Source organism: Streptomyces sp. NPDC020917, assembly GCF_044333795.1.
Taxonomy (GTDB): domain Bacteria; phylum Actinomycetota; class Actinomycetes; order Streptomycetales; family Streptomycetaceae; genus Actinacidiphila.
In genome coordinates, this window is record NZ_JBIRRR010000004.1 from 193,327 (window position 1) to 206,704 (window position 13,378).

Below are 13,378 nucleotides of genomic sequence, written 5' to 3' on the forward strand. Positions count from 1 at the left end.
ATGACCAAACAGATGACCAAAAACTAACAAAACGACCGAACTCTTGATATCTCTCGCATCGCGGAAGTCCTCGCGCACGAAGTCCCGAATACCGTTCGCCGCCCTGCGCCAGCCACGGGTGATGCTGTGGGCTGCCGCCGGCGTGGTGACCCTCGGCTTCCTCGTCGTGCTGGAGATCACCGCGCGCCACTACGGCCTGCCAGGGCCGGTCACCAACGAGCTGCGCGAGGTCGTCCTCGCCCCCAAGTCGGGTGCGCTGCTGTACTCGGGCCTGTGCCTGATGATGGTGGTGCTCACCTGGCGGCAGCGGTTCCTCGCGCTGGGCGCGGCGGTCGGTCTGGACGCCGTCGTCCTCCTGGTGCGGCTGGCGGTGGGCGCCAAACCCACCTTCGGCAACGGTGCGTTGTGGGTACTCCTCGGATGCGGGGCCTACGCCCTCACCCGCCTCACCGGCCGGGACCGCACGCTGCTGCTCAAGGGCGTCGGGCTCGGACTGGTGCTGGTGACGGGCCGCAAGATCGGCGACGCCTGGCTGCTCATCACGTCGAAGGCGCGGCCGCACGTGCTCGACGCGTACACCGAGGCCGCGGACCGGGCGCTGGGCAACCCGTCCTGGATCGCCGGCCGGATCGTCCACGCCACCGAGCCCATCGGCGACCACCTGCTGGACTACGTGTACATCCAGCTCCCGGTCGCCGCCGTCCTCGTCGCGCTCTACCAGCTCCGCAACGTGGCGACCGACCGCGGCTTCCCGCGCCACCACCTGGTCCGCACCTTCCTGGTCATCGCCATGCTCGGCCCGGCCATCTACATGCTGTTCCCCACCGTCGGGCCGGTCTACGTCTACGGCGCCGAGGGCGGCAACTACGCGGTCGCCAACCTCTGGCCGGACACCGTTCCCGCCCTGCAGGACCCGAGCTGGCTGCCGTTCGACGGGATCACCCCGCGCAACTGCATGCCCAGTCTCCACACGGCGTGGGCGACCGCCATCTTCATCCACTCGCGCAAGGGCCCGCGATTCCTGCGCTACGCCGGCGCGTTCTGGCTTGTCGCCACCCTGAGCGCGACCCTCGGCTTCGGCTACCACTACGGCGTCGACCTCGTCGCCGGCGCGGTGTTCGCCGTCACCATCGAGGGCGGCCTGCGGGCCCACGACCGCGGCTGGGACCGCCCGGGCATCGCCCTGACCGTCTACGGCACCGCCGTCTTCGCCGTGATGCTGGTCTCCTACCGGTACCTGCCGATGCAGATGGCCGCCCACCCCTGGCTGTACGGCCCGCTGCTCCTCCTGGTGACCGCCTCCGTCATCTGGGGCTACCTCCGCACGATCAAGGAAACGGAACCGACATCCGGCCCCGCGCTGCGAGCGGAACTCCAACCCGAACTCGTCTGAGGCGCCCGGGAGTCGGCCGCCACGGAATTCACGGCGCGGCGCGATTTTCCCTCTGGCACGGGTAAAGCGGAATCGCTCGGCGGGAGTGCGGGCGCTCGGCCGGCGCCGATGCGTGCAGGATGAAGTAGGGTCGCGGCTTTCCGTATCCGGAACGGGCCTTGGGGTTTCCCGCCGCGCTGCTGGGAGTGGGAGTGACGCGGCCCTGGGAGAGGGGTGGCCCTGGGGGGCGGTCCCCGCCGCGCGGGCCTTCCGGAACGGCCCTCGCCCGGTCCGGGCGCGAGGGGCGCCCTGTCGTCCGGGCGCCGAGGTCTTGTCGCCGTATCGCTGTGTCACCAATGCATCACCGTAGGGCGGCGATATGGGCTTGTCGAAATGTCGCAATCTCGACATTTCAGCGGCAAGGGTGGCCCCTGAACTCGCCCTGTAGCGCCTGCCAGGAGGACGACGGCGAGGGCGCCGGCGGGGGGCCGGCGGGGACGACGGCGAGGGCCGCGGCGGGGGCGGCGCGGTGTTCCTGCCGCACCGGATCCACGCGCGAGGCACGACCGGGGGACTCATCCCATGGGCCACCACGCGTGCCGCCGACCTGAACTTCCGGCAGCCGGCCCTGGCCCGTCGCAGGGGTCGCTCCGGACCCGTTCTTCGAGGAGGCGTGACCTAGCCCTTCGACCCCAAGTCCGGGTCAGTACCAGCGGACATGGCCGGCGACGCCCTGGCCGGTACGGGCGGCGCGGCGCAGGACGCGCAGCGGGCCGTCGAGCAGCTCCTCGGCGTCGTGCCCGGGAGCGTCGCCCAGACCCGTCATCCACGCGTGGATCCGCTCGACGACCTCCCGCCGCCGGCTTCCGGTCAGGGCGAGGGCCTCCTCGGCCGCCAGGAGCCGCGGGCCGACCTCACCGGAGTCGAGCAGGAAGTCCCCGAACCAGCCCGGCAGTTGCAGCGTCGCGTCGGGACCGAGTGCGTAGGCCAGGGCCGCGAACGGGCTCGCCTTGCGGGCCGTCGCCGCGAACAGCCCCTCGTCTCCCTCGGGCGGAAAGAGCTCCAAGACGGCGTCGCGCAGCGCCTCGACCTGCTCCGAGTCCGCACGGCATCCGTCGAGGAAGTCGTTCAGCCGGTAGGCGTCGCCCTCGGCGACCCAACCGCCGTGATCGGTCGCCGACTTGCTGAACATCGACGCGTCCGCCCTGTCGCGCCACCAGGCCAGCGGCCCGGAGACATCCCTGTTCGCAGCCTGGGGACGCGGCGGCGGCGAGGACTCCACGGCGGCACGCAGCACCTCCGCCACCCGCTCGTCGGACACGGTCCCGATGACCCACACGCCGATGACGCTCACGCTCCACCCCCAGGTCCGCCGAGCATACGTGCCCCCGTCCCGGCACACCGCGACAAGCCGCCGGCCTTTCCCGCCTCCGCGCCACTTCCCGTTCGAAGCAGCCCCACTCCGTCAACGCCGGCTCTCTGGATCAAAAGCCCTGAACCACTCCCGGCCTTGACGCGGACCGGTACGCATATCCGCGCCTGGAAATCCCTGATGCGCACCCCATGCCGACAATTGGTCGGGAAACCCCCTGGGGAGTCCGGCGTACGATGACGCAAAAGCCCACGGCCCACGGGGAGCTGATCACCATCACGACGTACCTGGTCGGCTCGCGAGCAAGCAACCTGGCCAAAACCCAGGTGCGACAGTACCTCGCCCCCCTCCGTGAGCGTTTTCCCCATGTCACGTTCACCCATCGGGTCATTCTCGAAGGCGGGGACAAGGACCGGAAATCGCGGACGTCCGACGTCTCGGCTGTGAGCGGCGGAAGTGCATTCAGCTCCGAGCAGGAAGCGGCCCTTTCCCGCGGCGACGTGGACGTGGTGGTCCATTCCCTCAAAGATCTGCCCACGGCGAATCCGCCGGGCCTGAAACTGCTGCCTCCGCCGGAACGCGAGGACGTACGCGACGCCCTCTGCGGGTCCACGCTCGCCGGGCTTCGCAAGGGCGCCCGTGTCGGCACCGGCGCCCCGCGCCGCATCGCCCAACTCCTGGCGGTCCGCCCCGATCTCGAGGTCGTGCCGATCCGGGGGAACGTCCCGCCGCGGCTGAAGAAGATCGAGACCATGGGCCTCGACGCCGTGCTCCTGGCGGGCGCCGGCCTCCGCCGCCTCGGCCTCGACGAGGCCATCGGCGAACTGCTGCCCCTGGACCTGTTCCCGCCGTCGCCCGGACAGGGGGCCCTGGGGATCCAGGTCCGCGAGGACGACCAGCCGATCCAGGAGATCCTCTCCACGGCCGGCGACCTCTCCGTCGATGCCCAAGTCCGGGCGGAACGAGCCCTTCTGGCAGAACTGCACGGCGGCTGCAGCGTGCCCGTGGGCGCCTACGCGGAGACGGGGCCGGGGGGTTCGCTCACGCTGCACGCGCAGGTCACGTCGCTGGACGGCGCTCGGCGGGTGTCGGGTTCGCTGTCGGGCCGGACCGCTCAACCGGAGGAGTTGGGCGCGGCCCTGGCCGGTGAACTCATCGGAAAGGGCGCGGGTACGATCCTCGCGGAGATCCGCGTCGGAGCGTAGGCCGAGCCGACGGGGTTCGCCGTGGACGCGCCGCCCAGCCCACGGTGCGGGCAGCAGCCGTCACGGGCGTATCCCACGCCGATACGCCACGGCAACCCTGGACCGTCTTGAGTGGGGGCATGGACCACAACGCATTCCCGCCGGCGCCGGTCAGCCGCACGGGCAGGATCCTGCTCGCCGTCCTGGCGACCCTCGGCGCGGCGATGGTCGCGTTCCTCGCGCAGCGGCCGCTCACGGCGCCCGGCGCGCGGCGCAGGCCCGGGGGATGGCACCTCTGGTTCGGCACGATCAACGGCGTGGTGCTGCTGACGCTGGCCGCACTGTCGCTGGCCGCACTGGCGGTATCGGCCCTGGCGCGACTGCGCGGCGCCGGCGGCACCCCGCAGGCGTGGCGGAAGTCCCTGGCTGAGGTGGCCATGGTCTACGGCACGGCGCCGTGGGTGTGGATGACCATGGTCCCGGGCGACGAGAGCGGCCACGCGCCCCGCCGGGTCAACCTCGTCCCGCTGCGGGACCTGTTCGAGATCCTCGCCGGCGGCCCGGCATCCGCCCTCGTCCAAATCGGCGGCAATCTCCTGGTGTTCGCGGCCCTCGGCTTCTTCGCCCCGCTGCGCTTCGCGTCCCTCGCGTCCGTCCCCCGAATGCTGACCCTCGGCGCGGCCTGCTCCACCCTGATCGAAGTCGCCCAGTACGTCCTCCAGTTGAACCGCGTCTCCTCCATCGACGACGTCCTCCTCAACGCCACCGGCGCCGCCCTCGCCACCCTCGCCTCCCGCCCCTTCTGGCACCCCACCCGCGGGCCCCGAGGCAACGGACCTGCTGGAGATCTTTAAGGGTGTGGGTTGCGTAGGGGGCGTGACGGCCGTCGTGGGCTGCGCTGTGCCGGAGGGATGAGGTTTCCCGATGGTGGTGGGCTGACTGCTGATGAGCGGGCTCGCCGTGAGCGGGTCCGGTTGGCGGCCGCCGATCTGATCGAGGCGGGGCCGGTGACCGGTAGGTGGCCCGGCGGTTCAGAGTGACTCGCATGTCGGCGAGCCGCTGGCGGCGGGCGTTGGCTTCGGGTGGTCGGCCGGCCCTGGTCTCCAAGGGCCCCGGTGGTGTCCGCTGCAAGCTCATGCAGGGCAACTGCGCGTGCTGGAGACGGTGTTGGACGCCGGGCCGGCCGCTATCGGCTGGCCTGACCAGAGCTGGACTTTGGCGAGGATCGCCGAGGCGTGCGCAGGCCAGGGCCTGAGGCCGCCCCAAGGCCGTGCCTGGGGCCGGCGTGGCTCCGGCGAGGCTCACGACCGCCCGGGTCTGACGACCCTACGACCTACGGCACGCGGGCGTCTCCCAGTGGCTCAACTCAGGAGTGCCTGCCCCTGAGGTCGCGGCCCGCGCCGGCCACTCGGTGGATGTGCTGCTCAAGATCTACGCCAAGTGCATCGACGGGCAGGAGACAGATTCGAACGACCGAATCATGCAAGGACTCGGGGAGGAAGGTGAGACCACCATCTGATGTGGCCCTCCGGCCGATCGTCGCGAGCCCTGGAGCGATTGCGGGGATCGCGACATTGCTGAAGCCGTTCAGCGAGTCGTATCGGCTGCCGCAGCCTGCTCCGCGCCGGTGTCACCGATCACGTATGCGTCGGCCACGGTGCACAACCGGTTAACGAATCGGCCGCGTTCGGCCGCGTCGAACTGGCCGTGAGCCCACTGATCCCAAAGTCCACCGTGCATGAGGAAGGGTGCAGCGTGTTGGGATCCTTCGCGGTCGTCAATGCTCAGGAGGGCGCCGATGGCCCATGCCTGGTCGTACTGGAGGTCAGATCGTTTTAGGTACCGGTCCAGGTAGGCGGTCAGCAGTTGAGCGTCCGCCTCGCTGCCGAAGCGTGCCAGCGCAAAGCAGTATCCCTGCCCTGAAAAGCACAACCGGCTCTCCAGTAGCAATTCGCCGATGCGGGAGCGAAATTGCATGCGGCGGTCCAACCCGATCAACCAGGCGGCGGTCAGTCGGGGACGCCAGTCGCTTTCGGCGAGCAAGGCCGTAAGTTCATCCGGGGTGATCTGCTGGGCGGCGGTGGCGAGGTCACGGAGGAACTCCTTACGGCTCCCGTCTGCTTCGTCCAGGCGGAGAAAGTTGCCATGGAGTAGCTTCAAGTACCGGCGGACCGTGCCAGTTCCCGCGCGAACGTAACGCTGGCGGAGATCCTCGGTATCTATCTGCTGCGGCCTGGGGAGGTCCATGAAGGCATGCTGTCGCACCCCGGCGCTTCCGGCGAGGGGATATGGTGCCGCGGCCGATCAGACGGGGCTGCACGAGAGACCACCGATCGGGTCTGACCTGCTGACTCTGCCCCCAAGATCAACACGCTCTTGCAACGTGATCACTGGCAAACGCCTGCCGCGAGCCGCGTTCGGCTGCGCGCATGCGAAGACCCCGCTTCCAGCGTTTCGGCTGGTGGCGGGGCCTTTTGGCACCTACTGCGAGGTGCCCCCGGCAGGATTCGAACCTGCGCACACGGCTCCGGAGCTCGTGGAGCCCGCAGTCGCTGGTGGGCCGCTGACCTGGCCTGGAGATGCCCGCGACGGGGCGCGGGCACATGATCATTACGCCCCTACGACGTGAGAGCCTGTCGTGACGCTGGAGCGGCCCGTATCGTCGGTGGCATGGCGAGTGAACTCTCAGGCGACGATGCGACGTTCGATGACGCGGGGGAGTTCACGGCGGAGTCCGCTGGCGCCGTGCTCCGACAGGCATGCGCACAGGCTGGGCTCGATCCCGTGGGCGCCCGGTTGCTGCGGCTGGGCTCCAACGCCGTCTACGACTTAGCTGAGCGGCGCGTGATCGTGAGGATCGCTGCCAACCCTGGCGTGCTGTCGGAGATGGAGCGAGCCGTACGCGTCGCCCGATGGCTGGGGGAGGAGAGCTTCCCCGCGAACCGGGTCGTGCCGGAGGTGCCGCAACCGCTCGTCGTCAGCGGTCGGGTCGTCACGTTCTGGGAGAGCGTCCAGGACGCGGAGGAGTTCGGCACACTGCCGGAGCTCGCGGACCTCCTGAAGCGGCTGCACTGGCTGGAAGAGCCAGAGTCGCTGGGACTGCCGTACTTCGACCCCTTCGCCAAGATGCGATCGTCGCTTGCGCGTCTCAGCGCTGCGTCGGAGGAGGATGCGGCCTTTCTGTCAGCGCGCGCGGACGAGCTGGAGAAGGACTACGACCGCCTCGACTTCGTCCTGCCCTTCGGGCTGATCCACGGTGACGCCAACATCGGCAACATCCTCCGCGACCGGACCGGACGAGCCGTCCTCATCGACCTGGACGGCTTCGCGCTCGCTCCACGCGAGTGGGACCTGATCCTCACCGCGATCTACTACGACCGGTACGGCTGGCACTCCCGCGCCCAGTACGAATCCTTCGTCCACCACTATGGCTTCGACCTGATGAACTGGCCCGGCTACCCGGTCCTCGCCGACGTCCGCGAGCTGATGATGACGCTCTGGATGGGCGGCAAGGCCGCAACCGAGCCCCAGGCGGCTACGGAGTTCGCGCGCCGGGTGGAGGCGATACGTACGGGCGGCAGCCGTCGAGACTGGCAACCGTTTTGACCCCTGTCTTCGGAGGTGCCCAATCAGCGGTGAGCATCTTCGGGACCCACCGATACGCTCTACGACATGTCTGACGAAGCGCAGTTGTCGCCTCACCTGGACGGGCTCCCGATCCTCCGCTCTGAGGAGGACATGGAAGCTATACAAAAGCGTATGTCCTCGTTGGTGGGCGAGGTGGCCAGGGAGAGTGCGACACTCGAAAACCACCTGCGACAACTCATGATCTGTCTGCTCGACAGCAAGTACGCCGCAGTTGTAGCCGCAGGTCTCGGGGCGAGTGAGCTGATCGATATGTGCACGGCCTTGGTGAAGATAAATCGCGAGGTGACGGATACGCAGCGTGCTGAGTGCAGAGCAAACCTAGCGACGCTCAAGCCGTTGTTCGCCAAGCGGAACCAACTCGTACACGGCCAGTGGCTGCCGGAGCACGTCTTGGAGACTGAGCCGCTACCCGACCGAGCATTGGCGCTCGTCAGTAAGAGACGCATGGCGCCGACTCATGTCGACATCTCTTTCGAGGAAGCGGAGGAGCTTGCCTACGACCTGAATCGTGCTGGCTCTGAGATCTTCGCATGGATTTGCCGGTCTCTGCTGACGCAACTTCGGGCTGAGCAGGTGACCGACGCATTCCCGTAGAGCGAAGACTGGAGGTATGACCACCGAACGGGCGAGCACGGCTGCAGGTCAGGCAACTCGGTTTCCACTAAGTCATTGAAGTTGGTCGACGCAGACTCGGAGCAATGCATTGATGTACGCGGCGAGCGGTACGTCGTGCATCGTGATGACACCCCGGCTGGTTCGGATTTGACGGTGCAGTACGTCGTCCGCCTGGTTCTTGAACTCCAGTAGCTTCTTAGCGTACTTGCGGTCCGCATCGGTAGGCCAAGCGTAGTTGCTGGCTGCAGCCTGGAACGACTTCTGTCCGAGGATCGGGGGCACGTGATCGATGATGGCCCGCACCAAAGCATGGCAGGCGTAAGCGTGACCCTCCCGGAAGCAGGCATTGAGTTCACTGACGAGTTGCAAAAGCTTGTCCGGACTGAGTCGAGTCAGGCCCTGTTTGGCTTCTAGCTCCTTGATGAGGTTGCCATTGACGTACTGAGGCAGCTCCTCAGGCGAAGTAGCGGAATGCGAACTAATGGCTCCTGTGACCGTCGGCGTAGCCGTCGCCAACATATCCCCAATCGTAACCACGTGACCAGGAGAACCAAGTGCCTGTGTCAGCACAGGAGTCTGGCTTTCCAGAATTAGTTCGGTAACCCGCGCCACATACGCGTTCAAGTCGTCAATTCCCCGGTAGTCCTTGAGCCACTTGTGGAGCTCAAAACGCCACCCGTCAGGATTCGTTCCCCACGACTGAGAGCCGCGCCGTAGTACCGGCTCATGCTCGAAGATGCCCGGCAATGCCGCCACGAACTCCTGCGTGACGGCTGGAAAGTCTCGCTTAAAATCGTCCGAAGTGATATAGCTGGCTTCTACCGTTTCGGGAGAGGGTCTGACGGCCCGCTGCTGCTTAACGAAGTACTGCAAGACAGAGATGAAGTTCTCGCCAAACACATGCCGAAGTTCGGGGGAGTGGAGGCCAGCGGCAACTGTCAGAGCCGGACGGTTGTCATCCGCCAGGTGGACGCGGTCGTACCAAGCAAGGCCGTACGCCGGACCAACGGGGCTGTTAGCCCCGACCACTGGCAGCGACTTGAGTACCCGCTCGGCGTCGTCATACCCAAGGTCATCCATCGTGTGCTCGACGTACCGCCAGAACGGCCACCGGCCAGTCTTCAAGTATTGCTCCGCCATGACCTTGAGCAAGGTGTGCTGGGCTTCATCGAGCGGAGCTGACAGGTCCGGCATGGTGGTCCGATCTTGGAATGATCAACACAGATGATCAGATGCTACGCCGAGTCACTGACAGTCAGCCACGCCTTTGAAGTCCCTCGAGCCCTCATCTAGGCCGCGGAGTTGACCAACCCGATGGCATGTCATCCATCGCTGTGGGGGGACTGGCGAATGCCATCTTTTGCGGGATGAGGAACGACGCCGACGACAGCGACGTCGGCCAGCGTGAAGAGGGCCGTACCGGGAGTCATCCGCGGCTCCCGGCTGCCTTGAACTCCGAGGCCTCCCACATCCGGTACCCGGCGGCCTGCTCGATGAGATTACGGACAGCGGGACTGGATGAGTGAGCGACGAGCCCGCGGCGGAAGTCAGAGAGGTAGCTGACGCAGCGCGCGGATCGCACCTGCTCTCCGAGATCCAACGCGTCCAAGGCGACCCGGCACGCTTCCTCGACGTCGCCGGCCCGTAAGTGCGCGTCCGCCAGCACCATGGTGACGAAGAAGTCCGATCGCACGTGGCTTCCGCTCATTGCGTTGCCGGCGTGCTCGACGGCCTGGCGGGCACTGTTCACGTCGCGGAAACAGTGGGCTGCTTCGGCGGCGAGTTCGGCGTCGTCGAAGTAGGTGATCCACTCAGGCTCGTCGCCGGACTTCCGGCGGTCCAGGAAGCGGGCGGCTTCTGCGAGCGCCAACTCGCAGGCCCGCTTGTCTCCGGTGCGGGCCAGGGCGCGCGCTTCCATGGCGTGGAACTGGGCCATGAGCGTCGGGGTGGCGACCCCGGAGATTCCCATACGGGCGGCCCGCGCCAGTGTGGCGGCCTCGGTGTAGTGGCCGAGGAAGGTGGCCTGGTGGCTCATCGCGGACAGGATGCTTCCCGCGAGCCGGCGGTCGTTGCCGTCCTGCGCGAGCCGGAGGGCCTGGAGGAAGTAGCGCTGGGCCAGACCGTGGCGGCAGGCGTCGTAGGACATCCACGCGGCCAGGAGCGTGGCCTCCGCGACCGCCGAGAAGAGGGCCCGGCCAACGCCATCGCTGTACTGACCCGTGAGCAGAGGCGCCACGTCGCGGCTGAGATACTGGATCACGGAGTGCCTGGCGTGCTCGCCCCCGAAGCGGTCGTCCAGCGCGGAGAACGTATCGCTGGTGGCCTTCACCATGGCCACGTCCGCGGAACCGACCCGAGCCCCGCCCCGAGGGGTGCTCGTCGGCGCCGCCGGCTCAGGCGCGACGAGCCACCGTAAGGACGCGTCGCTCCACGCGGGTTGGGCGGGTTCAGACAGGAGCAGAGGCTCGTAGCCGTGAAGGTCTGCCCGCCACAACTGGTCGACGCTCGCGATGGCCGCGTCCGGACTGGGCGGGTACCGCGCCTCCAGGAGCTGTGCGTCCTGTCCGGGTGTCGCCTGGTTCAGGCCCAGCTCGGCGGCGGTCAGTCCGAGGGCCTCGCACAGCAGCGATCCGTAGAACTCATCGGGTCGGCTGTGCCCGTTCTCCCAACTCGCGATACGGCGCTTCACGCTGGCATCGGTGGGAAGGGCCTGGCCTCTTCGCTGGGCAGCGCGGCGCATCTCGTTGACCAGACGGAGTTGGCCCCAACCTCGCTGCTTGCGAGCGCCGTTGACCAGTGTGCCGGTGTCGCTGGCAACGGTGGCCATTGCGCCTCCTGAGATGGGCTGCGCTATTCGTGGTCGTGGCATAACTCTACGTGCTGGGCGGCCATCGTGAGGAGTGGTTTGGGAGGCGCCTGGTGGCCGGGAGGCCGACGAGGGGTGACGCGCCTGAGGGACGCACGTCATCCCTCGTCACCTCTCGTCATCTCCCCTGGCCAGGGGCCTCGGTCCGAATCTGGCGGCGGGTCACATCTTCGACGTGCTGACGACCGGCCAGCGGCTGGGCACCGAGACTTTCGACCAACTGCGCCTGCACGGAATGCCGGTCGGCCCGGTGATGGTCGACCGCGCCGCCGGCCGCATGGGCTTCTTCCTTCCGCCAGGCTCGCAGGACAAGTTCGCCCGTGCCCTTGAGCGCGAGGGCGAGCCGACCGCCGCGTATCGGTACCTCGGCCTGGGGTCGTACGTCGTCGCCCCGGGGCCGCTGGCGCTGACCGGTGACCGCTTCGAGTGGCTGAAGCCGCCGGCCCGTCCGCAGCACGGTTCGCCGTTCCAGACGGTCTCGCTGGCGGTGATGTTCGCGGCGGCCTCGTTCCTCATCGATCGGGCCGACCACTACGGGCAGGCGACAGCTGATGTTCGGTGACGACCGACCGGGTCGCGACGGAGCTGCGTGGTCGCCCATCGAAAGCGGCGAGTGGTACGCGGCTCGCGATGCCGCAACGGTCCTGCGCGACGTGCTGACCGCGGCCGGCATGCAGCGTGACTTCCCCTACCTGCGCGCGGACGTGAACGCCTTCGGGCACGGCTTCATCGAACTCGGCCGCATCTCGCCCGAGACGGCCGAACGCCTTGCCCGGCTCATTCGGTTGGCCCTTGCGGCTGAGTCCGCGGCGACTGACGTCGAACCGTCGAGCCACCGCGACAGCGACTGAAACGAAGGAGAGTGCGGCCATGACGGACCCCCGAGGCGTTTGCGCGAGGCGGGCCGAGTCGCTGATGCCGGGCGTCCCCTACGTCCGCGGCTGGGCCCGTGGGCGGGAGGGCGCGGAGGCTCTGGCTGAGGAGCTGCGGGAAGTCGGCCTGGACGCCGACTTCCCGGGCCTGAAGGCGGACGTGAACATCGTCGGCGACGGTGTTGTCTGCCTGGGAGCGATTCGGCCTGAGGCGGCTGAGCTCCTGGCCCGGCTTCTGACTGCCGGCATGGCCGAGGAGATGGCCCAAAACGCGGCCGCGCAGTCGGTGTCTTCTGGCGGCTCGGAAGCCTGACGATAGCCTGGGCGTGGAACTCGCATGTCGCCCGCCGCAGGGCCGGGACCGGCGCCCCAGCGCCGCAGCCCGGACCGCGCGGCGGAGCCTGAGCTTGGGAATCACGGGTCCAGGAGGTGGGAACCTCGCGTTGGCATGCGCATACGATCGTTCGGTGAGGCTGACGGACGTTCCGCTGACCACCCCGATTGATCGTGGTTCACCGCTCGACCGGGCACGCATTGGGCATTTGCCTAGAAGTCGGCGCCAGCCTCCCCCTGGCTGGACGGGTCCGGCCTTCAGTAACCCAAGTCCTGGGCCTGTGCCGCGTGACTGGCGTCCGCCAACCGCGTCGCGCACCGGCCAGCCACTCACCACCCGCACCTTGATGTTGGACCCTAAGCCCCGCTTGTATAAGCTTCATGGATCCCGCGCTCACGAAGACGTTGATTGGCGCTGTGGCCACAGTGGCGGTCGCCGCGGTCACGGCAGGCTTTCAGTACTCGGCCAAGCTTCGCGAGGAACGCCGCCTGCTGCGGATCGCGATTGTTGAAGCCGACGCGAAGGTTGCTGCTACGTTCGGTGAGCTCATTGGTCGATCTCATGGCCGTGGAAGGTCTGAACTCAGCGACGAGCTGATCAGGGTGCTCCTTGCAGACGGGGTACTCCTTGACACGATTCGCCAGGTGTACTCGGATCGGATCCGGAACGCCCCTGACAGCTCTGCCATGGTGCGACAAGTCCTGGGCGAGCTTCCGATCGCGCATCCGATCGGAACCGACGACATGGACGCAACGTTGCGGGTCCTAGCCGCTCTGGGGGACAAGCACGAAGAGCTAACCAGCGCTGCCCGGGGCGCGGTTGAGGGTAGAGCTTCATGGAAGCCCCTCACAGACGGACCGGACTTGGTTCTCGCTCTCAAGAAGCGAGAGAAGTGGAACCGACGGAGTCGCCTCGGTAAAATACGCCATTTCCGAGAGCGGCCTTGAGCTCCCAGCTCATCGGTTCACGGGTTTCCGCAGATCAGGGGCGCTGGGGGGTAACGTCCAGCCGTGCGCCTGAGCTGGTGTTGTTCGGCCGCGCGCACAGCGTGTGGTCCCATAGTTGTCCTAGACACACGGCTCCAGAGCCCCGGTTTCCGGGGAAGGATCAGGTCG

Annotated in this window: 13 protein-coding genes, 1 tRNA gene and 1 pseudogene; 10 read left to right on the forward strand and 5 right to left on the reverse strand. The window is 67.7% G+C overall.

Annotation, left to right across the window (positions count from 1 at the left end; all coding sequences use genetic code 11):
• The first annotated feature begins 121 nt into the window (after nt 1–121).
• Nucleotides 122–1,393, forward strand: a complete 1,272-nt coding sequence (locus tag ACH4TG_RS10760; RefSeq protein WP_398241840.1) for a phosphatase PAP2 family protein — start codon at nt 122–124, stop codon at nt 1,391–1,393.
• Between the two features lie 682 nt (nt 1,394–2,075).
• Here ACH4TG_RS10760 and ACH4TG_RS10765 read toward each other — a convergent pair.
• Entirely contained in the window at nt 2,076–2,726 is a 651-nt protein-coding gene (locus tag ACH4TG_RS10765; protein WP_398241841.1) for a hypothetical protein, read from the reverse strand.
• A gap of 254 nt (nt 2,727–2,980) precedes the next feature.
• On the opposite strand from ACH4TG_RS10765, the gene hemC reads away from it, so the two are divergent.
• The 3 genes and pseudogenes from hemC to ACH4TG_RS10780 all read left to right on the forward strand — a co-directional run.
• Nucleotides 2,981–3,949 carry a hydroxymethylbilane synthase gene (gene hemC, locus ACH4TG_RS10770; RefSeq protein WP_398241842.1) on the forward strand — a complete coding sequence of 323 codons (969 nt, stop codon included), beginning with the start codon at nt 2,981–2,983 and terminating at the stop codon, nt 3,947–3,949.
• A gap of 119 nt (nt 3,950–4,068) precedes the next feature.
• Entirely contained in the window at nt 4,069–4,782 is a 714-nt protein-coding gene (locus tag ACH4TG_RS10775; RefSeq protein WP_398241843.1) for a VanZ family protein, read from the forward strand.
• A 467-nt stretch (nt 4,783–5,249) separates the two neighbouring features.
• Nucleotides 5,250–5,447 (forward strand): annotated as a pseudogene (locus ACH4TG_RS10780) (site-specific integrase); the annotation flags it as partial.
• A 68-nt stretch (nt 5,448–5,515) separates the two neighbouring features.
• On the opposite strand, the gene ACH4TG_RS10785 reads toward ACH4TG_RS10780, so the two are convergent.
• Both ACH4TG_RS10785 and ACH4TG_RS10790 read right to left on the reverse strand, forming a co-directional pair.
• Entirely contained in the window at nt 5,516–6,175 is a 660-nt protein-coding gene (locus ACH4TG_RS10785; RefSeq protein WP_398241844.1) for a DUF6000 family protein, read from the reverse strand.
• Between the two features lie 245 nt (nt 6,176–6,420).
• Nucleotides 6,421–6,501 (reverse strand) — tRNA-OTHER (locus tag ACH4TG_RS10790).
• Between the two features lie 97 nt (nt 6,502–6,598).
• On the opposite strand from ACH4TG_RS10790, the gene ACH4TG_RS10795 reads away from it, so the two are divergent.
• Nucleotides 6,599–7,534: a phosphotransferase family protein gene (locus tag ACH4TG_RS10795; protein ID WP_398241845.1), complete on the forward strand. Its 936-nt coding sequence runs from the start codon at nt 6,599–6,601 to the stop codon at nt 7,532–7,534.
• A 66-nt stretch (nt 7,535–7,600) separates the two neighbouring features.
• Nucleotides 7,601–8,170 (forward strand): hypothetical protein, encoded by a 570-nt coding sequence (locus ACH4TG_RS10800; RefSeq protein WP_398241846.1) that lies wholly within the window; start codon nt 7,601–7,603, stop codon nt 8,168–8,170.
• 72 nt (nt 8,171–8,242) lie between these two features.
• Here the strand turns inward: ACH4TG_RS10800 and ACH4TG_RS10805 are convergent, their stop codons facing one another.
• Nucleotides 8,243–9,385 carry a hypothetical protein gene (locus ACH4TG_RS10805; protein WP_398241847.1) on the reverse strand — a complete coding sequence of 381 codons (1,143 nt, stop codon included), beginning with the start codon at nt 9,383–9,385 and terminating at the stop codon, nt 8,243–8,245.
• A gap of 232 nt (nt 9,386–9,617) precedes the next feature.
• A complete protein-coding gene (locus ACH4TG_RS10810; RefSeq protein WP_398242123.1) occupies nt 9,618–10,880 on the reverse strand; it encodes a hypothetical protein in 1,263 nt (420 codons plus the stop codon).
• A 352-nt stretch (nt 10,881–11,232) separates the two neighbouring features.
• On the opposite strand from ACH4TG_RS10810, the gene ACH4TG_RS10815 reads away from it, so the two are divergent.
• From ACH4TG_RS10815 to ACH4TG_RS10830, 4 genes are all read left to right on the forward strand, one after another.
• A complete protein-coding gene (locus tag ACH4TG_RS10815) occupies nt 11,233–11,619 on the forward strand; it encodes a hypothetical protein (protein WP_398241848.1) in 387 nt (128 codons plus the stop codon).
• The gene (locus ACH4TG_RS10820) at nt 11,609–11,908 is read left to right on the forward strand and encodes a hypothetical protein (RefSeq protein ID WP_398241849.1); all 300 of its coding nucleotides are present in this window, start codon (nt 11,609–11,611) and stop codon (nt 11,906–11,908) included. Before ACH4TG_RS10815 ends, ACH4TG_RS10820 begins: the two co-directional genes overlap by 11 nt.
• Nucleotides 11,909–11,927: 19 nt before the next feature.
• Nucleotides 11,928–12,242 carry a hypothetical protein gene (locus ACH4TG_RS10825; RefSeq protein ID WP_398241850.1) on the forward strand — a complete coding sequence of 105 codons (315 nt, stop codon included), beginning with the start codon at nt 11,928–11,930 and terminating at the stop codon, nt 12,240–12,242.
• Nucleotides 12,243–12,643: 401 nt separating this feature from the next.
• Nucleotides 12,644–13,210, forward strand: a complete 567-nt coding sequence (locus tag ACH4TG_RS10830) for a hypothetical protein (protein WP_398241851.1) — start codon at nt 12,644–12,646, stop codon at nt 13,208–13,210.
• The last annotated feature ends 168 nt before the right edge of the window (nt 13,211–13,378 follow it).